This is a genomic window from Streptomyces sp. CMB-StM0423, from assembly GCF_002847285.1.
Lineage (GTDB): Bacteria > Actinomycetota > Actinomycetes > Streptomycetales > Streptomycetaceae > Streptomyces.
On sequence record NZ_CP025407.1, the window covers coordinates 7,464,805 to 7,484,318 of the forward strand.

General features: G+C 72.9%; 18 protein-coding genes. 13 read left to right on the forward strand and 5 right to left on the reverse strand.

Annotated elements, in window-relative coordinates; genetic code table 11:
• Nucleotides 1-43: 43 nt before the first annotated feature.
• From CXR04_RS32455 to CXR04_RS32480, 6 genes are all read left to right on the forward strand, one after another.
• On the forward strand, nt 44-1,318 hold the full coding sequence (locus CXR04_RS32455; RefSeq protein WP_101425775.1) for an ABC transporter substrate-binding protein: 1,275 nt from the start codon (nt 44-46) through the stop codon (nt 1,316-1,318).
• Nucleotides 1,319-1,324: 6 nt separating this feature from the next.
• Nucleotides 1,325-2,245, forward strand: coding sequence for a carbohydrate ABC transporter permease (locus CXR04_RS32460; RefSeq protein ID WP_047014501.1), 921 nt, complete (start codon nt 1,325-1,327; stop codon nt 2,243-2,245).
• Complete coding sequence (locus CXR04_RS32465) at nt 2,242-3,177, forward strand: carbohydrate ABC transporter permease (RefSeq protein WP_101425776.1); 936 nt, start codon at nt 2,242-2,244, stop codon at nt 3,175-3,177. The genes CXR04_RS32460 and CXR04_RS32465 overlap by 4 nt, the downstream gene beginning before the upstream one ends.
• A 375-nt stretch (nt 3,178-3,552) precedes the next feature.
• Nucleotides 3,553-4,509, forward strand: a complete 957-nt coding sequence (locus CXR04_RS32470) for an NUDIX domain-containing protein (protein ID WP_101425777.1) — start codon at nt 3,553-3,555, stop codon at nt 4,507-4,509.
• A gap of 193 nt (nt 4,510-4,702) precedes the next feature.
• Nucleotides 4,703-5,365: a hypothetical protein gene (locus CXR04_RS32475; protein ID WP_101425778.1), complete on the forward strand. Its 663-nt coding sequence runs from the start codon at nt 4,703-4,705 to the stop codon at nt 5,363-5,365.
• A gap of 295 nt (nt 5,366-5,660) precedes the next feature.
• Nucleotides 5,661-6,287, forward strand: a complete 627-nt coding sequence (locus tag CXR04_RS32480) for a class F sortase (RefSeq protein WP_234380600.1) — start codon at nt 5,661-5,663, stop codon at nt 6,285-6,287.
• A gap of 111 nt (nt 6,288-6,398) precedes the next feature.
• On the opposite strand, the gene CXR04_RS32485 is transcribed toward CXR04_RS32480, so the two are convergent.
• On the reverse strand, nt 6,399-7,769 hold the full coding sequence (locus tag CXR04_RS32485; protein ID WP_101425779.1) for a dipeptidase: 1,371 nt from the start codon (nt 7,767-7,769) through the stop codon (nt 6,399-6,401).
• A gap of 158 nt (nt 7,770-7,927) precedes the next feature.
• On the opposite strand from CXR04_RS32485, the gene CXR04_RS32490 reads away from it, so the two are divergent.
• Nucleotides 7,928-9,301 (forward strand): geranylgeranyl reductase family protein, encoded by a 1,374-nt coding sequence (locus CXR04_RS32490; RefSeq protein WP_101425780.1) that lies wholly within the window; start codon nt 7,928-7,930, stop codon nt 9,299-9,301.
• Here the strand turns inward: CXR04_RS32490 and CXR04_RS32495 are convergent.
• Nucleotides 9,285-9,737, reverse strand: coding sequence for a nitroreductase family deazaflavin-dependent oxidoreductase (locus CXR04_RS32495; protein WP_101425781.1), 453 nt, complete (start codon nt 9,735-9,737; stop codon nt 9,285-9,287). The genes CXR04_RS32490 and CXR04_RS32495 overlap by 17 nt on opposite strands.
• A gap of 159 nt (nt 9,738-9,896) precedes the next feature.
• Between CXR04_RS32495 and CXR04_RS32500 the strand changes: the two genes are divergently transcribed.
• The 3 genes from CXR04_RS32500 (at nt 9,897) to CXR04_RS32510 (ending at nt 12,811) form a co-directional block, all read left to right on the forward strand.
• Complete coding sequence (locus CXR04_RS32500; protein ID WP_101425782.1) at nt 9,897-10,601, forward strand: TetR/AcrR family transcriptional regulator; 705 nt, start codon at nt 9,897-9,899, stop codon at nt 10,599-10,601.
• A 201-nt stretch (nt 10,602-10,802) separates the two neighbouring features.
• Nucleotides 10,803-12,149: a sensor histidine kinase gene (locus tag CXR04_RS32505; protein WP_101425783.1), complete on the forward strand. Its 1,347-nt coding sequence runs from the start codon at nt 10,803-10,805 to the stop codon at nt 12,147-12,149.
• On the forward strand, nt 12,146-12,811 hold the full coding sequence (locus CXR04_RS32510) for a response regulator (protein ID WP_101425784.1): 666 nt from the start codon (nt 12,146-12,148) through the stop codon (nt 12,809-12,811). The genes CXR04_RS32505 and CXR04_RS32510 overlap by 4 nt, the downstream gene beginning before the upstream one ends.
• Before the next feature lie 69 nt (nt 12,812-12,880).
• On the opposite strand, the gene CXR04_RS32515 is transcribed toward CXR04_RS32510, so the two are convergent.
• Both CXR04_RS32515 and CXR04_RS32520 read right to left on the reverse strand, forming a co-directional pair.
• Nucleotides 12,881-15,103 carry a terpene synthase family protein gene (locus tag CXR04_RS32515; protein WP_234380602.1) on the reverse strand — a complete coding sequence of 741 codons (2,223 nt, stop codon included), beginning with the start codon at nt 15,101-15,103 and terminating at the stop codon, nt 12,881-12,883.
• A 202-nt stretch (nt 15,104-15,305) separates the two neighbouring features.
• Nucleotides 15,306-15,986: a response regulator gene (locus tag CXR04_RS32520; RefSeq protein WP_101425786.1), complete on the reverse strand. Its 681-nt coding sequence runs from the start codon at nt 15,984-15,986 to the stop codon at nt 15,306-15,308.
• 181 nt (nt 15,987-16,167) lie between these two features.
• Here CXR04_RS32520 and CXR04_RS32525 point away from each other — a divergent pair, with 181 nt between their 5' ends.
• From CXR04_RS32525 to CXR04_RS32535, 3 genes are read left to right on the forward strand one after another with little or no spacing between them, the layout of a single operon-like run.
• Entirely contained in the window at nt 16,168-17,163 is a 996-nt protein-coding gene (locus CXR04_RS32525) for a Bug family tripartite tricarboxylate transporter substrate binding protein (RefSeq protein WP_101426718.1), read from the forward strand.
• Nucleotides 17,160-17,780, forward strand: a complete 621-nt coding sequence (locus CXR04_RS32530) for a tripartite tricarboxylate transporter TctB family protein (RefSeq protein ID WP_101425787.1) — start codon at nt 17,160-17,162, stop codon at nt 17,778-17,780. The genes CXR04_RS32525 and CXR04_RS32530 overlap by 4 nt, the downstream gene beginning before the upstream one ends.
• Nucleotide 17,781: 1 nt before the next feature.
• A complete protein-coding gene (locus CXR04_RS32535) occupies nt 17,782-19,296 on the forward strand; it encodes a tripartite tricarboxylate transporter permease (RefSeq protein WP_101425788.1) in 1,515 nt (504 codons plus the stop codon).
• On the opposite strand, the gene CXR04_RS32540 is transcribed toward CXR04_RS32535, so the two are convergent.
• Nucleotides 19,250-19,444, reverse strand: a complete 195-nt coding sequence (locus CXR04_RS32540) for a DUF6332 family protein (protein ID WP_101425789.1) — start codon at nt 19,442-19,444, stop codon at nt 19,250-19,252. The genes CXR04_RS32535 and CXR04_RS32540 overlap by 47 nt on opposite strands.
• Nucleotides 19,445-19,514: the final 70 nt, after the last annotated feature.

Sequence of the window (19,514 nt, forward strand, 5' to 3'; positions counted from 1 at the left end):
TTCTGCCAGCAGGACTGTAGGCCGCCCCACCACCGCACCACCGATGACGCGCCGGAGTCTGCTGCGAGGAGCCGCTCTCGGCGCCGGCGCCGTCACCCTCCCGACCCTGCTCGCCGCTTGCGGAAGCGGCCCGGGTGGGGACGGCAAGACCGTGACGCTGGGGTCGAACGCCTCCGACGAGGTGCCCCGCAAGGCGTTCCAGGACGCGTTCGACCTGTTTGAGAAGAAATCAAAGAAGAAGGTCGAGGTCAACACCGTCGACCACAACACGTTCCAGGAGAACATCAACCGCTATCTGCAGGGCCGGCCGGACGACGTTTTCATGTGGTTCGCCGGCTACCGCATGCAGTTCTTCGCCGAGCGCGGGCTGCTCACGGAGATCAGCGACCTGTGGAAGGGCTTCGACGGGTTCTCCGGCGCGCTGAAGGACCAGTCCACCGGCGCCGACGGCAAGCAGTACTTCGTGCCGTTCTACTACTACCCGTGGGCGGTCTTCTACCGGAAGAGCGTCTTCGAGCAGGGCGGCTACGAGATACCGACGACCTTCGACCAGTACACCGCCCTGGCCAAGCAGATGCAGAAGGACGGCCTGGTCCCGTTCGCCTTCGGCGACAAGGACGGCTGGCCGGCCATGGGCACGTTCGACTATCTCGACATGCGCGCCAACGGGTACGAGTTCCACAAGTCGCTGATGGCCGGCGAGGAGTCCTGGACCGACCCCCGGGTGCGCGAGGTCTTCGACCTGTGGCGCGGCCTCATGCCGTACCACGACAAGGGCGCCAACGGCCGCACCTGGCAGGAGGCCGCGCAGTCGCTCGCGCAGAAGAAGACCGGCATGGCCGTGCTCGGCCTGCCGCACCCCGGCCAGCAGTTCGCCGAGGCCGACCGCGAGGACCTCGACTTCTTCCCGTTCCCCGAGATATCCCCCGAACACGGGCAGGACGCGGTCGAGGCGCCCATCGACGGCTTCCTGATGTCGTCCAAGGTCAAGAACGAGGAAGGCGCCCGGGAGCTGCTGAAGTTCCTCGCCACCCCGGCCGCCGAGGACGCGTATCTGAAGTCCGACCCCAACAACGTCGCCGTGCACTCCGGCGCCGACACCTCCGGCTACTCGACGCTGCAGAAGAAGGCGGCGGAGATGGTCTCCAATGCCAAACAGATATCCCAGTTCCTCGACCGGGACACCCGCCCCGACTTCGCCTCGACGGTCATGATCAAGGCGCTGCAGGACTTCATCGACGACCCGGACGACATCGACGGCCTGCTCAACGGCATCGAGAGCCAGAAGAAGACCATCTTCGCCGAGGGCCAGGAGTAGCCCGCCGTGCCGCTCGTCAACCACGCGCGGCGCACCCGACGGCGGGGTCCGAGGCGGTTCACCGCCCGCGACCTCGCCGTCATCGGTGTGCTGCTGGGCTTCGCCATCCTGCTGGACCTGTTCATCATCTGGGGGCCGACCGTCGCCTCCATCACCCTCTCCTTCTCCTCCTGGGACGGCCTGTCCGACCTGAGCTGGGTCGGCGGCGACAACTACGACACGCTCGCCGGCGGCGACTACCCGCCGTTCTGGCCGGCGGTGCGCAACAACCTGCTGTGGATCGCGTTCCTGGGGCTGGTCGCCACGCCCTTCGGGCTGCTGCTCGCGGTCGTCATCGACCGCGGCGTGCGCTTCTCGCGCTTCTACCAGTCCACGATCTACCTGCCGGTGGTGCTCTCCCTCGCCGTCGTCGGCTTCATCGCCCAACTGATCTTCTCCCGCGACCAGGGCGCGCTGAACGCGATCCTGGGCAACGAGAACAACCCCACCGACTGGCTCGGCGACCGCGACCTCAACATCTGGATGGTGCTGCTGGCCGCCGGCTGGCGGCACACCGGCTACGTGATGATCCTCTATCTGGCCGGACTCAAGGCGGTGGCGCCCGAGCTGAAGGAGGCCGCCGCCATCGACGGCGCGAACGAGCGGCAGACCTTCCTGCGCGTGGTCTTCCCCACGATGCGGCCGGTCAACGTCGTCGTCCTCGTCATCACCGTCATCGAGGCGCTACGCGCCTTCGACATCGTCTACGCCATCAACAAGGGCAGAAACGGCCTGGAACTGCTCTCCGTGCTCGTCACCGACAACATCATCGGCGAGGCCAGCCGCATCGGCTTCGGCTCCGCCATCGCCGTGGTGCTGCTCACCGTCTCCCTGGGGTTCATCGTGACGTACCTGGTGCAGGAGATGCGCGGGGAGGAGCACCGATGACCGCCGACACACCCACCGCGACCACGCCGCACCCCGCCGCGGCGCCGGCGGCGAAGCCGGACCGGGAGGCCGGGAAGCGGCCGCGCCGCGGCCGGTTCGGCGTGCACATCTTCCTCGGCGGGGTCTCGCTGGCCTTCCTCGCCCCGCTGCTGCTCGCCGTGTACGCCTCGCTGCGCCCGTACGAGGAGACCGCGAAGCACGGCTACTTCTCCTTCCCCCGCAAGCTGTCCTTCGACTACTACCGGCAGGCGTTCTCCGACTCGGAGATGAGCAAGTACTTCGTCAACTCGCTCATCATCGCCGTGCCCGGCGTGCTGATCGTGCTGTTCCTGGCGTCGTTCGCCGCCTTCGTGCTGGCCCGGCTGCGCATCCGCGGCGGCTTCTTCCTGCTCATCCTCTTCACCGCGGGCAACCTGCTGCCGCAGCAGGTCATCGTCACGCCGCTGTACGTGATGTTCAACCGCATCGAGCTGCCGTACTGGATGTCCGAGTCGATGACGATGTACGACTCGTACTGGGCCGTCATCTCCGTCAACGTCGGCTTCCAGCTCGGCTTCTGCGTCTTCGTGCTGGCGAACTTCATGCGCGCGCTGCCCACCGAGATCCTGGAGGCCGCGGTCGTCGACGGCGCCGGGGTGTGGACCCAGTACTGGCGGATCACCCTGCCCCTGTGCCGCCCGGCGCTGGCGGCGCTGGGGACCCTGCAGTTCACCTGGATGTACAACGACTTCCTGTGGGCGCTGGTCTTCATCTCCGACGGCGACAAGCTCCCGATCACCTCGGCACTCAACAACCTGCGCGGGCAATTCTTCACGGACTATAACTTGCTCGCGGCCGGATCCGTGCTGGTCGCGCTGCCGACGATCATCGTCTTCCTGCTGCTGCAGCGGCACTTCATCGCCGGTCTCACGCTCGGCTCGACCAAGGGGTGAGGCGGCCGGGAAGCGGACGGCGGCCCGCGGGAGAAGGGCTACGGCGGCCCGGGGGGAGCCGTCGGTCAGCCCATCTGACCTCAGGACCGGGCCGCCGAACCCGGCCCGCGCGAAGCGGGCAGGTGGGCGCCATCCTGCCTGGTGGGCGGGGTGCGGTGGAGGGGCCGAACGGCCCCCAGCCGGACCCCGTCCGGCACGATTGGGCCGGGCGCGACCGCGCACGGACCCGGTGGCCGCCCGGCTTCGTCCCCGGCCCGGCGTCATTGCGCCGGGTTACGGCGGTGTGACGTAGCCCTGCGGCCAAACTCTTCGCACGGAGTTTCCCCGGGAGCAGGTAGCGGGCAACTCTTTGGGGGCGGCTGAGAGGGGGAACATGTGATCGTCTGGTTGAACGGTGCATGGGATACGGGTCTGCGCCGCGTCGCGCATGAGCTGGTGGAGCTGACGCCGGGGAGCATTCTCTACGACCCGGAGCTGACGGGCGGGCAACTGCGCGCACTGCTGCCGCAGAAGCGCCTGGACGAGGTCGGCGACGAGCAGGAGCTGCCGTCGTGGCGCCGGCTGGTGGTCGAGACGGCGGCGGTGCTGCTGGCGGAGGCGGACGGTCCGCTCGTGGTGCCGGCGGCGCTGTGGCGCGAGGAGCACCGCGACGAGATCTTCGGCAGGCTGGCCTCGCGCGGCTTCGAAGTACGCCATTTGCTGGTCTCGTTTGACGAAACGATCCTGCACACCGGGTCCTTTCCGCACTGGCTCACCGGCGACGCCCACCTCGTCGACGCAGCAGGTCAGAGCGCACGCGAGGCCGCCGAGGAGATCGCCTCCTGCCTGCGTGCCGGGGCCGGATACTGCGACATCGTGCAGAACTCCGAGCCCACCGGCGAGACGCTCGCCGCCGGCGTGCTGCTCTTCGACGAGGACGACCGGGTGCTCCTCGTCGACCCCACGTACAAGCCGGGCTGGGAGTTCCCCGGCGGCGTCGTCGAGGCCGGCGAGGCGCCGGCGCGCGGCGGCGTCCGGGAGGTGGCGGAGGAGCTGGGGCTGAGCCTGCGGCGGGCGCCGCGGCTGCTGGTGGTGGACTGGGAGCCGCCCCGGCCGCCGGAGTACGGCGGGCTGCGGCTGCTCTACGACGGCGGGCGGCTGGGCCCCGCGGAGGCGGCCGGCGTGCTGCTGCCGGGTCCCGAGCTGCGCGCCTGGCGGTTCGTCACGGAGGACGAGGCGGGCGTGCTGCTGCCGTCGGTGCGCTTCAGCCGGCTGCGCTGGGCGCTGCGGGCCCGGCGGCGGGGGGCGGCGGTCTACCTGGAGGGCGGGGCGCCGGTCGCGGACGGGGCGTAGCCCGAGGGGGACGCGAGGGGCGTGAGGGGGCGAGGGACGTGGCGGGTCGGCGGGGTTGTCGTGGCAACCCTATTGGCCCTGCTATTGCCCCATTCAGCAGTTTTTGAGTGCGTGTCACCGGCTCCGGCTGCATAGCGTCTCTGCTAGCGGCGGCCCACGTCGTCGCGTCCCCCACTTCAGGAGCGAACGACCGATGCGGATCATATCCACGGCGCTGGCCGCCGCGGCCGTCGGTGCCGTCGCCGCCGGCCTCACGGCCACGGTGGCGACGGCGCAGGGCAACGACGACAACATCACCTCCTTCGGCTTCACGGTCAACCCGAAGACGGTCAAGCCGGGCGGCAGGGTCGAGCTGACCGTGACCGAGTGCGACAAGGAAGCCACGGCCTCGTCGGCGGTCTTCGACAAGACGACCCTCGGCACGGGCGGCGGTACCCAGAGCGCCCAGGCGATGGTCGACCTGGACGCCAAGCCGGGTGCCACCTTCGACGTGACCTTCACCTGCGGCGCCGAGTCCGGCACCGCGCCGCTGACCATCGCGGGCGCCGGTGGCGGAAAGTCGGAGATCGGCTCCACGTCCCGGCCGCGTCAGGAGCAGGGCAAGGAGGCGACCCGGTCGGCGCTCCCGTCGCAGCCCGGCAAGGAGGGCACGGAGCCCGCCGAGCCGGGCAAGGAAGCCGTCCGCCCGGCCGAGCCGGAGCAGCCCGCGAAGCCGGCCCATCCGGCCCGCGGCGGCCTCGGCGGTTCCCAGGAGGACCACACCGTGATGCTCTCCGGCGGCGCCGGGCTGACCGCCGCCGGCGCGTTCGGCGGGGCCCTGCTGCTACGGCGCCGGGAGACCCCCGGCCGCGACTGACCCGGCGCAGGCACCGGTCCGCATCGCGCGTGCCGCCCCGCGGCCCCCGGGCCGCGGGGCGCACGACGCTCCCGTACAACTCCCCGAGCACCTTCCCGCGCGGCTCCCCCCGGGCAGAAACGGTCCGCACCATGCACGAGCAACGCACCATCGACCCCTACGCCGCGATGCCCTACGGCATGACCCCGCACGGGACGCTGCCCCACGACACGACCGGGTACGGCGCCGCACCGAACGGCACCGCGCCCGGCGGCCCGCCCCGGACCCCGGCGGCGACGGCGGGGGCGGGGGGAGCGTGGCCGGCGCGCTGCGCAACAGGTTCGCCGCGGGCGTCGTCATCTGCGTCATGCTCCTGGGCATCGGGATGATCCACACCGCGCTCACCGGCGGCTTCGGCCCGCCGCAGCCCTCCGTGGAGAGCGCGCTCGCCGACGACGGCCCGCCCGCGCACCCGCCGCTGGCCGCCTCGCAGCCGGCCACGATCCGGATCCCCGCCATCGGCGTCGACGCACCGCTGACCGACGTCGGTCTCGACCCCGACGGCTGGCTCGCCGCGCCGCCTCCCGGCGTGCGCAACCTCGCCGGCTGGTACCGGGACGCCGCCACCCCCGGCGCCACCGGCACCGCCGTCGTCACCGGGCACGTCGACGACGCGGCCGGACCCGCCCTCTTCTACCGGCTCGGCGGCCTGAAGCGCGGCGACGTCGTCAAGGTCGACCGGGAGGACGGCCGCACGGCGGAGTTCACCGTCTACGCCGTCGAGGTCTTCGACGCCGCCGACTTCCCCAGCCGGCGCGTCTACGGCGACACCGACCGGGCCGAACTGCGCGTGCTCACCTGCGGCGGCGGCTACCGCGAAGGGGAGAACCCCGGGTACGAGGGCAACGTCGTCGTCTTCGCCCGGCTCACGGACGTCGCCTGACGGCTGCGAGCCGGACCCGCTTCCCGGACCCGCTTCCCCGGACCGGCTTCCCGGGCCGGTTCGCCGAAGCCGGCGCCCGGCCGCGGGGGCCGCCGGTGCCGGCCCGCGGACTCAGTCCCCGCGCCCGGCCGCGTACCGGTGCAGGAACAGCGCCTCCGCGAACGACAGCCGCTCCAACTCCTCCGGCGACACGCTCTCGTTCACCGCATGGATCTGCGCCTCCGGCTCGGAGAGGCCGATCAGCAGGATCTCCGCCTGCGGGTACAGCTCGGCCAGGGTGTTGCAGAGCGGGATCGTGCCGCCCTGCCCGGCGACCTGCATCTCCTCGCCCGGGTACGCCGCATGCAGCGCCTCGGCCATCGCGCGGTACGCGGGGCTCGTGACGTCGGCGCGGAACGGCTCGCCCGAGCCGTACGACTCGGTGGTCACCCGGACGCCCCAGGGCGCGTGCGCCTCGAAGTGCGCCGTCAGGCGCTCCGTCGCCTCCGCCGAGTCGTGGCCCGGCGGCAGCCGCAGGCTGACCAGCGCAGCGGCGGTGGCCTGCACCGAGGGCGTCGCCTCGGCCACCGAGGGAACGTCCATCCCGATCACCGTCACCGCGGGGCTCGCCCAGATGCGGTCCGCGACGCTGCCCGTGCCGATCAGCTCCACGCCGTCCAGCACCTTGGCGTCGCGGCGGAAGGTGTCCTCCGGGTACGCCAGGCCGTCCCACCGGGAGCCGGGCGCCAGGCCGTCGACCGTGGTCGAGCCGTCCGGGGCGCGCAGCGAGTCGAGGATCCGGATGAGGGCGCCGAGGGCGTCGGGGGCGGCGCCGCCGAACTGGCCCGAGTGCAGGTTCCCGGCCAGCGCGTCCACCTGCACGCGCAGCATCGTCATGCCGCGCAGCGTGGCCGTGACCGTGGGCAGCCCGACGCGGAAGTTGCCGACGTCGCCGATGACGATCGTGTCTGCGGCCAGCAACTCCGGGTGCTGCTCGGCGTACTGCTGCAGACCGCCGGTGCCCTGCTCCTCCGAGCCCTCCACGATGACCTTGACCGAGACCGGCACGCCGCCGTTCTCGCGCAGCGCGCGGAGCGCGGTCAGGTGCATGAGGACGCCGCCCTTGCAGTCCGCGGCACCGCGCCCGTACCACCGGCCGTCGCGCTCGGTCAGCTCGAACGGCGGGCTGAGCCACGCCGATTCGTCGAGCGGCGGCTGTACGTCGTAGTGGGCGTAGAGCAGCACCGTGGGGGCGCCCGCCGGTCCTGGCAGGTAGCCGTACACCGAACGGGTGCCGTCCGGGGTGTCGAGCAGCCGCACGTCCGTGAAGCCCTCGGCGGTCAGCGAGTCGGTGATCCAGTGGGCGGCGGCATCGGATTCGGTCGCGGGGAAGCGCTCCGGATCGATGAGCGCGACCGAGCGGAAGGAGACCAACTCGGCCAGTTCGGTACGGGCGCGCGGCAGCAGACCGGCGACGGTGCCGGCGAGCCGATCGGTGTCCATGGGAACGCTCCTCGGGCGAACTGCGTTGTGTCCTGCGGTGTCGGGTCCCGGAATCGGGGCGAGCGGTGACGATCATCGCACAGCGGTGCGTCGTTCTAGGATGCGGCAGGTGGGCGCCCCCGGGTGGGGGAGGCCGGAAACAGGAGCAGAGAGCCAACGTGACCAGCGAGAACGAGGCGGGCAACGAAGCGGGCGAAGCGGCGGACGGCCGCTCGCCGGGCGACGCACGGGACGCGGCCGGGGAGGCGGCGCCGGACGAAGGGGCCGCGAAGACGCCGCCGGTGGCGCCCGGGGCGGAGACCGGTGCCGAGGCCGACGGAGAAGCCGGCGGTGAGCCGAAGGTCTGGGACGTCGTGGTGATCGGCGCCGGTCCCGCCGGTGCCTCCGCTGCGTACGCCGCCGCCGGACAGGGCCGCAGCGTCCTGCTCCTGGAGCGCTCGGAGATGCCTCGCTACAAGACCTGCGGCGGCGGCATCATCGGGCTGTCCCGCGAGGCGCTTCCCGACGGTGTCGAACTGCCGCTGCGGGACCGCGTCAACGCCGTGACGTTCACCATGCGCGGCCGGCTCGGCCGCACGCGCCGCTCCCGCCGCACCCTGTTCGGGCTCGTCAACCGCGCCGAGCTGGACGCCCGGCTCGCCGAGGCCGCGCAGGGCGCGGGGGCGCGGCTGCGTACCGGCGTGACCGTCGCGCGGGTCGAGCAGCACGGGCCCGACGTGCCGGACCGGCGCACGGTGGCCGTGCACCTGTCGGGCGGCGAGGTGGTGCTGGCCCGCGCCGTCGTCGGCGCGGACGGCAGCGCGGGGCGGACCAGCAGCCACGTCGGCGTGGAGCTGGAGCAGGTGGATCTGGGTCTGGAGGCGGAGATCCCGGTGCCGCCGGAGGTCGCGGACGACTGGCGCGGCCGGGTGCTCATCGACTGGGGCCCGCTGCCCGGGAGTTACGGGTGGGTCTTCCCCAAGGGCGACACGCTGACGGTCGGCGTGATCTCCGCCCGCGGCGACGGCGCCGCGACGAAGCGCTATCTGGAGGAGTTCACCGCCCGGCTCGGGCTTGCGGGCTTCGAGCCGAGCCTGTCGTCGGGGCACCTCACGCGCTGCCGCGCGCACAACTCGCCGCTGTCCCGCGGCCGGGTCGTCGTCTGCGGCGACGCCGCGGGGCTGCTGGAGCCGTGGACCCGGGAGGGCATCTCGTACGCGCTGCGCTCCGGCCGGCTCGCGGGGGAGTGGGCGGTGCGGATCGCCGAGGCCCAGGACGCGGTGGACGCGCGCCGTCAGGCGCTCAACTACGCGTTCGCCGTGAAGGCGGGCCTCGGCGTGGAGATGGCGGTCGGACGGCGGATGCTGGCGGCCTTCGAGCGGCACCCCGGGGTGTTCCACGCGGCGCTGACCGGGTTCCGGCCGGCGTGGCACATGTTCACGAAGGTCACGCAGGGGTCGACGACGCTCGGCGAGATCGTCCGCACCCACCCGGTGGCCCACCGGGCGCTGTTCCTGCTGGACCGGAAGGGCGCGCTCAGCGGGTCTCGGTGAGGCGGAAGACCGGGTGGTCGGGGGCGGCGGCGAGCAGCTCCTCGTCGGAGGACTCCGCCGTCACGCCCTTGAAGTACTGGTTGACCTCCCAGCCCCAGCGCTTGAGGTAACTGCGCAGCACGGGCACGGCGACGGCGGGCGGCAGCTCCTCGACGGTGAAGGTGCGCACCCTGCGGCCGACGCGCAGCTCGCCGCCGCCGGCCGCTCGCATGTTGCGGACCCACTGGGAGTGGCCGCGGGCGGAGACGAGGTACTGGTCGCCGTCGTGCTGGTGCAGGTTGACGGGCAGGCGCAGCATCTTGCCGGACTTGCGGCCGCGTACGGACAGCTCGGTGGTGCCCATGATGCTGACGCCGTGGCGCGCGAGCCAGCCCACCACCTTGTTGAGCCGCGTGGCCAGGGGGCCGGCCTTGAGGTAGTAGGGCTGCGTGGTCATCGGGACCTCCTGGGGTGAGCGCCGATCTGAACCGAGAGCACTGCTCTCGCTTGAGAGCAGTGTGCACCAGAGCGGTGGTCCAAAGCAAGAGCACTGATCTCGTTTCTGTGCACCGATCTCGTTTGTGTGCACTGCTCTCTCGATGGCACACTGGCCCCCATGACGAGGGTCACAGGAGCCAGGGAGCGCGCCCGCACCGAGATCGCCGAGAGCATCAAGGCCGAGGCCAGACGACAGCTCGCCGACGCGGGCGCCGCCCGCCTCTCACTGCGCGCCGTAGCCCGCGAGCTGGGCATGGTCTCCTCGGCGCTCTACCGCTACTACCCCAGCCGCGACGACCTCCTCACCGCGCTGATCACCGACGCCTACGACGCCGTCGGCACCGCCGCGGAGCGCGCCGTCGCCGCCGGCGACCCCGCCGCCGACCCCGTCGCCCGCTGGACCGCCGGCTGCCAGGCCGTACGCCGCTGGGCGCTGGCCCACCCACACGAGTACGCCCTCCTCTACGGCTCCCCGGTCCCCGGCTACGCCGCCCCCGAGACCACTACCGCCCCCGCCTCCCGCGTCGCCCGCGCCCTCATCGGCGTCGCCGAGGAGGCCGACGACGCCGGGCTGCTCCACCCCGCGGCCGTCGAGTCCGCCGAGGTGCTCCGCGACGCCGAGCAACTGGTGCGCCGCCTGGAGATCCGGCTGCACCCGGCCGCGATGGCGCGACTGGTCGCCGCCTGGTCGCAGCTCTTCGGCCTCGTCGGCTTCGAGGTGTTCGGCCAGTTCCACGAGGTCGTCCACGCCCGCGAGGAGTTCTTCGAGCGGGCCGCGGCGGACCTGGGCCGCGGCATCGGCCTGCGTACCCCCGCCGCGTAGCCGCCACCCGCCGGACCGCCCCGGGACCGGCCGGGACCGCCCCGGGACCGGCCCCGGCACCTCCACCCCGCGGGGCACCCTCGCCCCCCGCCCCGCAACCACCGGCCTCACCCCCGTTGAGCAGGTACTCCACCGGGAGTACGCCGGGTGTCCGCGTACGGCTGACGCCCGAAGGCGCCGCCGCCGGTTAGCGTTTCAGGCATGCGACGCGGAGGACCCCCGTGGTGGGGGCGGGACGACGAGGCCGGCGGCCGGCGGTGGCCGGGGCCCCCGTTCGGCGGGCCCTACGCCCCCGGCGGCCCACCCACCGCCCCCGACGACAACGACGGCCGCCCGCTGCCCGGCATGCTCCGCTGGCTGCCCAGCCGCGACCGCCTCCCCTGGCGCTCCACTCTCTTCCTGACCTTCTTCATGGTCATCGGCACCCGCGGCGCCGCCCAGGCCACCGACCGCATCGACCCCTTCCCGGGCGCCATCGGCTTCCTCCTCGCCGCCGCCGTCCTCCTCCTGCTGCGCCACCGCTACCCGCGCACCGCCGCCTTCGGCACCGTCGCCGTCTGCCTCGGCTATCTGGCCACGGGCTTCCCGTACGGGCCGATCTTCCTCAGCGCCGCCGTCGCCTGCTTCGCCGCCATCTCGGTGGGGGAGCGGCACGCCGTCTGGGGGGCGCTCGCGCTGCTCTTCGCCGGCCACATCGCGTACACCTCCGTCCTCTACCGCTGGCTGCCGCCGAGCGGCGACGGCGGCGGCCACTGGGGCCAGGTACTGTTCGTCATCGCCTGGGTGCTGGCGGTGGTCGCGGGCGGCGAGTTGATGCGTACGCGCCGCGAGCAGTGGGCCGCCGCCCGGGCCGAGCGGGAGGAGGCCAAGCGCCGCCGCGCCGACGAGGAGCGGCTGCGCATCGCCCGCGAGCTGCACGACGTGCTGGCGCACAGCATCTCCGTCATCAACATCCAGGCGGGCGTGGGCCTGGCGCTCCTCGACCAGCAGCCCGAGAAGGCCCGCGAGGCGCTGACCACCATCAAGTCCGCCAGCAAGGAAGCCCTCGGCGAGGTCCGCCAGGTGCTCGACGCGCTGCGCACCCCCGGCGGCGCCCCGCGCTCGCCCGCCCCCGGCCTCGACCGGCTCGGCGAGCTGAAGGAGCAGGCCGCTGCGGCCGGCCTCACGGTGGACGTCACCGTCGACGGCGCGCGGGCCGCGCTGCCGCCGGGCACGGAGCTGGCCGCGTTCCGCATCGTCCAGGAGGCGCTGACCAACGTCGTCCGCCACTCCGGCTCGCGCACCGCCCGCGTCCTGGTCCGGCACGCCCCCGGCGAGCTGGAGCTGCAGATCGACGACGACGGCCCCGCCACCGCGAGCGGCCTCACCGGCGGCGGCAACGGCCTGGTCGGCATGCGCGAGCGCGCCGCCGCCCTCGGCGGCACCGTCGAGGCCGCCACCCGCGCGGACGGCGGCTTCCGGGTGCGGGCCCGCATCCCGCTGACGGCGGATACCGTGAACGCCGGCCGCGTGACCCCTAATCGCCACACCCCAGAGGAGCGCCAGTGATCCGCGTGATGCTCGCCGACGACCAGGTGCTCGTACGGGCCGGCTTCAGCGCACTCCTCGACGCCCAGCAGGACCTGGAGGTGTGCGGCGAGGCGGCGGACGGCGAGCAGGCCGTGGCCCTCGTCCGCGAACAGCGCCCGGACGTCGTCCTCATGGACATCCGCATGCCCGTCCTCGACGGCCTGGAGGCCACCCGCCGGATCACCGGCGACCCGGATCTGGCGGGCGTGAGGGTCGTCATGCTCACCACCTTCGAGCTGGACGAGTACGTCTTCGAGGCGATCCGCTCCGGCGCCTCCGGCTTCCTGGTCAAGGACACCGAGCCGGAGGAACTGGTGCGCGCGGTACGGGCCGTGGTCGAGGGCGACGCGCTGCTCTCCCCGGGCGTCACCCGCCGGCTGATCTCCGAGTTCGCCGCCCGCTCCAAGGAGCCCGCGGCGGCCGCGGCGCTGGACGAGCTGACCGAGCGGGAGCGGGAGGTCATGGCGCTGGTGGGCATGGGCCTGTCGAACGAGGAGATCGCCCGCCGTCTTGTGGTCAGCCCGCTGACGGCCAAGACGCACGTGAGCCGGACCATGGTCAAGCTCGGCGTACGGGACCGGGCGCAACTGGTGGTGCAGGCGTACGAGTCGGGGCTGGTACGCCCCGGCTGGCTCGGCTGACCCGGGCCGGCCCGCTCCCGCCCGTACCCAGCCGGGCGCCGACCGCCCCGCCCCGTCCGCCGCCGACCCTCACGCCCCGGCCCACGCCCCCGGCCGCGCCGCCGCCGTGCCCAGCCCCGCCGGCGCCCCGCCCGGCAGCCCGGGACCGCCCGCGTCCTCCGCCAGCTCCGCGGCCCCGTACCGCCGCACGTGCAGGTGCCAGTTGAGGATGCCGGCCATCCAGTTCTGCAGGTCGCGTACGTAGCCCGCCACCGCCGCGCGGACCTCCTCCGACGCCTCCAGGTCCGCGTACAGCACCGGCAGCCCGGCCGCGACCACGTGCTCGAACTCGCGCATCCGCCCCGCCACGAGGTCGTGCACGATCCGCACCGCCGCCGGGTAGCCGACACCGAAGAAGTTCTCGACGACCAGCACCGCGTTGTGGATGTCGCCCTCGTACTCGATCTCCTTCTGGTACGAGAACAGGTCGTTGAGCAGGCACGCGTAGTCCACGGCGGAGTTCTCCAGCGCTCGCACCGGCCCGCTCTCGTAGACCTCGGCCGGCACGGTTGTCCCGCGGCGTAGCCGGCAGAGGTACTTCGTCATGTCGGAGCCGAACGTCGCCCGGCGCATCTCGATGTAGTCCACGGGGTCCGGGATGCGGTTCTGCGCACGGTTGGACAGCTCCCACAGCCAGGCGTCGAGCATGACGTCCACCGTCGTGCGGAAGCGTGCGCGCTCCTCCGGCGGCATCGGCCCGGCCGTCCGCTGCCACAGGTCGGCAAGCCCGCGTTCCAGCGCGTTCGCCGGGGGCGCCGCCGGCGTCCCGTCGTCCAGCGGCATGCACAGCTTCAGCCGGTCGTTCGAGGCCCGCGCACCGGCCAGATCGCCGGTGCGGCCGAAGACGGCCGGGTAGTAGTCGTCCCCGTAGGTGCCCCAGGCCAGCCACTGCGAGGCCAGGTCCAGCTCCTCCTCGTCCGCGTCCGGGTGCAGCCCGGCGGCGCAGAGCGGGAAGTCGTAGCCGCGCAGCCGCGGGCCGTCCCAGACGTGCGAGCCCGGCACCCCGGGCTGGGGCTGGAGGAAGCCCATGCGGCGGGCCCAGTCGACCGTCCGGATCCGGGCCGCGTCGAGGTGCGGCGAGAGGCGCAGCCCGTACGGCATGGGCAGCTCCGGCACCAGCGACGGGCCGACCCGGCGGTGCGGCACGTGCGCGTACGAGCGCAGCCGCGCAGCCCCGGTCGCGGTCAGCAGCCCGCGCACGTCCACCCCGGCCCCCGCGGGCGGGTACGACAGGGCGGGCGGGCCGGCGGCGGCGCCCTCGTTCATGTACCGGCTGGAGCGCAGGTGCCACTCGTGCCCGCCCGACTGCCAGTCCTGCATCCCCTTCGCGTACGCGACCACCCGCGCGCACTCCGCCGGCGTCAGCTCCTCCTCGGCGAAGAGCAGGGGCAGTTCGGTGAGCGCGGTGTGCTCGAACTGCTGCATCCGGGACGTCAGCAGGTCGTTGACGCGCTCGGCGGCCTCCTGCGTACCGCAGCCGAGGAACGTCTCCATCACCAGCACGCCGTTGCTCAGCTCGCCCTCGTCCTCCACCTCTCGCTGGTACGAGAAGAGGTCGTTGCGCAGGTGCACGGCGTCGGAGAAGGTGTCGCGCAGCACCAGCAGCGGCCGGGAGGCGGCCACCCGGTCCGGCACCTCCGCCGCCGCCGCGTACTCCACCAGGCCCGCGGACCACGGCGCCCCGCCCACCTTGCGGCGCATCTCGACGTACTCGACGGGGTTGGCCACCCGCCCCTCGTCGATGTTGGCCAGCTCCCACAGCGACTCGTCGAGCAGGTTGACCGTGCTCTGCGCGAACCGCCGCCGCCACCCCGCCGACATCGCGGGCACGGTCCGCGCCCACAGGTCCGCGAGCCCTGCCTCCACCGGGTTGCGCGGCTCCGGCATGTCCGCGCCGGACGGCTCCAGCGGCATGAACGCGGGCAGCCGGTCGAGGTACGCCTTGGCCCCGGCCCGGTCGCGGTCGCGCTTGAACGCCTCCACGAAGTGGTCGTCGAAGAAGAACACCCACACGTACCAGTCGGTGACCAGGGACAGCACGTCCGCCGAGCACTCGGGGTGGGTGTACGCGCACAGCAGCGCGTAGTCGTGCGCGTCGAGGTCGGCGGAGTCCCAGATGCCCGAGCCCTCCAGCATCCCCATCCCGCGCGCCCACGCCCGCGAGTGCACCCGCGCCTGCTCGACGTGCGGGTTGAGCCGCGCGGGCCACGGCAGATAGAAGGTCGGCAGTTCGAACGGCTGCTTAGGCGGCATCCGCCCCTCCCCGGGTTCGTTCGCGTCCAGCGCCCGGGGCAGCACTACCCCCGGCGTCGCCCCGGCACCCCGGGAGACACCCGTAGGGGTGACGCGCGGGGCGCGCGTGCGGGTGGGTTACGGGTCGTATACGGCGCCGCCCGCGGGCGTACGGTCCGGGCGTGCGCGCTCCCGCGCCGGGGCGCGGCCGTATGCGTGCACTTCAGCCGGCCCAGCGGTAGCGGTGCTCGGGCCGCCCCGTGCCGCCGTACTTCAGCGACAGCTCGGCGCGCCCGGAGTCGGCGAAGTGCTCCAGGTAACGCCGCGCGGCCACCCGGGAGATGGCCGCCGCCTCGGCGCACTCGCTGGCCGAGAGCCCCCCGGGGTGCTCGCGCAGCACCCGCTCCACCAGCTCCGCGGTGCGCACGTTGAGCCCCTTGGGCAGCGCGCCGGAGACGGTGGGGCGGGTGCTGAAGAGGCGGTCGACGTGCGCCTGCTGGACCCCGCCGGTGTCGTCGAGCGCGTCGAGCCGGGCCCGGGTGGCGGCGAAGTGGCGCAACTGCTCCTGCAGCGCGGCCTGGCTGAACGGCTTGATCACGTAGTGCAGGGCGCCGCCGTGCAGCGCGCCGCGGATGGTTTCGGCGTCCCGGGACGCGGTGATCATGAGTACGTCGGTGTCCGCGTGCTCACCCGCGCGCAGCCGCCGCAGCACCCCGATGCCGTCCATGTCCGGCAGATAGACGTCGAGCAGCACCAGGTCGGGGCGCAGCCGCGCCACGGCGCGCAGCGCCTCCGCGCCGCTGTGCGCGACGCCGGCCACCTCGAAGCCCTCGGTCGCCGCGACGTAGCGGCTGTGCAGCTTGGCCACCATGAAGTCGTCGTCGACCACCAGTACCCGGATCACGGCGGTCAGGCTAGCGCTCCGGGGCGGTCCGCGCCGGGACCAGAACGACCAGAAGTTTCCTTGCGTTCACAAGCGCGACACCTGGGGACCGCGGCGGGAGCATGTGGCGACATCCGGACCCCAGTGATCATCCACGGCTCCGCGGAGCCGGCTCCTCGACGAAGAGGCGGTGACCCGAACCGTGCGTCTGCCGACCACTCTACGCACCCCGTTCGCGCTCGCGGCAGCGGCGCTGCTGGTGCTCCTCGGCCCTCCGCTCATCACGGAGGGGGACGGCGCGGCGACCGGCAGCCGGATCCCCGGCCTGGAGCTGATGGTGCCCAACACCCCGGGCGGGGGGTACGACATCACCGCCAGGACCATCGCCAGGAACATCGAGGAGGCCGACCTCGGCAGCAACGTCGAGGTCTTCAACCTCCCCGGCGCCGGCGGCACCGTGGGCCTGTCCCGGCTGGTCAACGAGCACGGCAACGGCAAGCTCGCGATGTCCATGGGACTCGGGGTCAGCGGCGCGGTGCGTACCAACACCACCGACCACACGCTCGCCGACACCACCCCCATCGCGCGGGTGACCGAGGAGCCCGACATCGTCGTGGTCCCCGCGGACTCCCCGTACGAGTCGTTCGATGACCTGCTGGCCGACTGGAAGGCATCCCCGGGCAAGACCCCGGTCGGCGGCGGCTCGTCCCCCGGCGGCCCGGACCACCTGGCGCCGATGCTGATGGCCCGGGCCGCCGGGATCGTGCCCAAGGAGGTCAACTACGTGCCGTACGACGGCGGCGGCGAACTGCTCGCGTCGATCCTCGGCGGCAAGGTCGCCTTCGGCGTCTCCGGCGTCGGCGAGTACCTCGACCAGATCAAGGCGGGCGACCTGCGGGTGCTCGCGGTCACCAGCGGCGAGCGGCACCCGGGTCTGGACGCGCCGACGCTGCGCGAGACGGGCATCGACGTGGCGTTCACCAACTGGCGCGGCTTCGTCGCCCCGCCGGGGCTGTCCGACACCGAACGCAAGAACCTCATCCACCTCTTCGAGAAGCTGCACGACACCGACGAGTGGCGGCAGTCGCTGAAGACGAACGGCTGGACCGACGCCTTCCTCACCGGCGAGAAGTTCGGCGACTACCTCGACGCGCAGGACCGGCGCGTGGTCTCGGTGCTGAAGGAGCTGGGCCTGTGACGAACGAGCCGACGAGAAACGGGCCGACGGCGGGCGGGACCCGTACCCCCGCGGAACCACCGGACGGCAAGGACGCCCCGGACGGCACCCCGGCCCCGGACGGCAGGCACGCCCCCGGCGGCCCGCTCGCCCTGCTGCGCGGCAAGTCCGAACTCGGCGTCTGCGTCCTGCTGCTGGCCCTCGGCGTGCTGGTGCTGATCGACGCGCTGACCATGGACACCGACTACGCCCAGCGCGGCCCGGTCGGCCCCGAGGCCGTCCCCACCGTCATCGGCATCGCCCTCCTCGTCGTCGCCGCCCTCCTCGCCGTCGACGTGCTGCGCGGCGGCAAGGGCCAGGCCGAGGGCGGCGAGGACATCGACCTGGAGGCGGCCTCCGAGTGGCGCACCGTGCTGCTGCTCGCCGGGGTCTTCCTCGCCTCCGCCTTCCTCATCGGCGAGGTCGGCTTCCCCGTCGCCGGCGCCCTGCTGTTCTGGGGCGCGGCCTACGCCCTGGGCAGCCGGGCGTTCGCCACCGACCCGCTGGTGGCCGCCGTGCTGTCGGTGCTCACGTACACCGTCTTCAACAACCTGCTGGGCGTCCCGCTGCCCGGCGGGCCGCTCATGGAGGTGCTGTGAGATGGACTCCTTCACCTCTCTCATCGACGGCTTCGGCACCGCGCTGACGCCCGCCCACCTCCTCTGGGCCGCCGTCGGCGTCCTCCTCGGCACCGCGATCGGCGTACTGCCGGGCATCGGCCCGGCGATGGCCGTCGCGCTGCTGCTCCCCGTGACGTACGGTCTCGAACCCACCGCCGCGCTCATCATGTTCGCCGGCATCTACTACGGCGGCATGTTCGGCGGCTCCACCACCTCGATCCTCCTGAACACACCGGGGGAGAGCGCCGCGGTGGTCGCCGCCATCGAGGGCAATCCGATGGCCAAGTCGGGCCGCGGCCCGCAGGCCCTGGCCGCCGCGGCGATCGGGCACTTCGCGGGCGGCATGATCGGCACGATCCTGCTGGTCGCCCTGGCCCCGGTGATCGCCGACCTGGCCGTCGACATCGGCGCGCCTGACTACTTCGCCATCATGGTCCTCGCGTTCATCGCGGTGACCTCCGTGCTGGGCCGCTCCCGCATCCGCGGCTTCGCCTCGCTGCTCGTCGGGCTCACGATCGGCCTGGTCGGACTCGACCAGATGACCGGCCAGGAGCGGCTGACGTTCGGCTCACTGCAACTCGCCGACGGCATCGACGTCATCATCGTCGCGGTCGGTCTCTTCGCGGTCGGCGAGGCGCTGTGGGTGGCCGCCAGGCTGCGCTCGGACAACCAGGGCGCGATACCCGTCGGCCGGCCGTGGCTGGCCCGTTCCGACGTGCGGCGCACCTGGAAGCCGTGGCTGCGCGGGCCGGCGATCGGGTTCCCGTTCGGGGCGATCCCGGCGGGCGGCGCGGAGATCCCCACCTTCCTGTCGTACGTGACGGAGAAGCGGCTGTCGAAGCACAAGGACGAGTTCGGCAAGGGTGCCATCGAGGGCGTCGCGGGGCCGGAGTCGGCGGCGTCCGCCTCCGCGGCCGGGACGCTGGTGTCGATGCTTACGCTCGGCCTGCCGACGACCGCGACCGCCGCCGTGATGCTGGCCGCGTTCCAGCAGTACGGCATCCAGCCGGGCCCGCTGCTCTTCGACCGCGAACCCGACCTGGTGTGGGGCCTGATCGCGTCGCTGTTCGTCGGGATGTTCCTGCTGCTGCTCATCAACCTGCCGCTGGCGCCGGTCTGGGCCAAGCTGCTGCGCATCCCGCGGCCGTATCTCTATGCGGGCATCCTCTTCTTCGCGGCGGTCGGCGCGTACGCCGTCAGCGGCGAGGCGGTCGACCTGGTCATCCTGCTGGTGATCGGCCTGATCGGGCTCGGCATGCGGCGCTACGGGCTGCCGGTGCTGCCGGCGATCATCGGCGTCATCCTCGGCCCGGCGGCCGAGCAGCAGATGCGCCGGGCGCTCCAGCTCAGCGACGGCAGCCTGAGCGGCCTCGTCAACACCCCGTTCGCGGTCACGCTCTACGCCGTCATCGCGCTGATCCTGCTCTGGCCCCTGGTCAGGCGGCTCGTCACCAGCGACGCAGCACGAGCGCGACGCGGATCACGAACGCCGTAGCCCCGGCCGCCTTCGCGGCCGTCAGCACCCCCACCCTTGCGTCGCCGCGCACCGCGTCGAAGAACAGCGCGGGCGCGGCGACTGCGAGGAACACCGCACCCGCAAGCAGTGCGGCCGTGACGGCCGCGTACACGATCTCGACGGTCATTGCGTCCCGTTGGCTCTGCGTCCTCGGTCCCCGCATTTCCAGCCCCCTCATACTCCGAACTCTATCCCCG

Coding starts and splice junctions, on each gene's coding strand:
- CXR04_RS32455 (WP_101425775.1), top strand. CDS start 44: ATGACGCGCCGGAGTCTGCTGCGAGGAGCCGCTCTCGGCGCCGGCGCC.
- CXR04_RS32465 (WP_101425776.1), top strand. CDS start 2,242: ATGACCGCCGACACACCCACCGCGACCACGCCGCACCCCGCCGCGGCG.
- CXR04_RS32475 (WP_101425778.1), top strand. CDS start 4,703: ATGCGGATCATATCCACGGCGCTGGCCGCCGCGGCCGTCGGTGCCGTC.
- CXR04_RS32485 (WP_101425779.1), bottom strand. CDS start 7,769: ATGGACACCGATCGGCTCGCCGGCACCGTCGCCGGTCTGCTGCCGCGC.
- CXR04_RS32495 (WP_101425781.1), bottom strand. CDS start 9,737: ATGACCACGCAGCCCTACTACCTCAAGGCCGGCCCCCTGGCCACGCGG.
- CXR04_RS32500 (WP_101425782.1), top strand. CDS start 9,897: ATGACGAGGGTCACAGGAGCCAGGGAGCGCGCCCGCACCGAGATCGCC.
- CXR04_RS32505 (WP_101425783.1), top strand. CDS start 10,803: ATGCGACGCGGAGGACCCCCGTGGTGGGGGCGGGACGACGAGGCCGGC.
- CXR04_RS32515 (WP_234380602.1), bottom strand. CDS start 15,103: ATGCCGCCTAAGCAGCCGTTCGAACTGCCGACCTTCTATCTGCCGTGG.
- CXR04_RS32535 (WP_101425788.1), top strand. CDS start 17,782: ATGGACTCCTTCACCTCTCTCATCGACGGCTTCGGCACCGCGCTGACG.
- CXR04_RS32540 (WP_101425789.1), bottom strand. CDS start 19,444: ATGACCGTCGAGATCGTGTACGCGGCCGTCACGGCCGCACTGCTTGCG.